Origin of the sequence: Leisingera sp. ANG-S5 (assembly GCF_000813925.1) — a bacterium.
Taxonomy (GTDB): Bacteria; Pseudomonadota; Alphaproteobacteria; order Rhodobacterales; family Rhodobacteraceae; genus Leisingera.
In genome coordinates this window covers 1-540 of record NZ_JWLH01000035.1, presented here as the reverse complement: position 1 = coordinate 540, position 540 = coordinate 1, and the positions used below count along the sequence as shown (strand labels likewise).

At 65.4% G+C, this 540-nt stretch carries 2 protein-coding genes; both read right to left on the bottom strand.

Features of this window, described 5'->3' with window-relative positions:
- Nucleotides 1–214: hypothetical protein (locus tag RA25_RS23165; RefSeq protein WP_039175055.1), on the bottom strand; the 214-nt coding region annotated here is incomplete at its 3' end.
- The coding region (locus RA25_RS21970) for an ATP-binding cassette domain-containing protein (protein ID WP_039175053.1) at nucleotides 211–540 on the bottom strand (330 nt) is incomplete at its 5' end. The genes RA25_RS21970 and RA25_RS23165, both read right to left, overlap by 4 nt.

Below are 540 nucleotides of genomic sequence, written 5' to 3'. Positions count from 1 at the left end.
CGGAGATGGTTCCAGATTCAGGGATCAGCCGGGCGACACCCGCGGTGCCAAGCTGTTCCGCTGCCCGGGCGTAGCTCGCGCGGGCTTCGGCGTTGATGGCTTGGACTGCCGACCATAAGCCAGCCGCAAGCGCCAGGCCAGCGATCAGAGTTGCCAGCTGCAGCGGATGGCGCCGCCAATGTGACAGAATGGCCAGAAACGCCGCGGCTGTCATTTGGCCATGCCGTGGTGCAGATGCAGACGCCGGTCCAGCAACTGCGCGATGGCTGCAGAATGGGTGACAAGAAACAGTGCGGTGCCGCTTTCGCGCACAAGGTCCAGCATCAGTTCCATTACGGCGGCACTGGCGGCTTCATCCAGATTGCCGGTCGGTTCATCCGCCAGCAGCAGCCTGGGCCGCACAGCAAGAGCGCGGGCGATGGCCACACGCTGCTGCTGTCCGCCGGACAATTGCTCAGGATAGCGTTCCAGAAGACCGGACAGGCCCAGGCGGTCTGTCAGCCGGATCCCCCAGCCCTCGTCCCACGTGCCAGCCAGCCG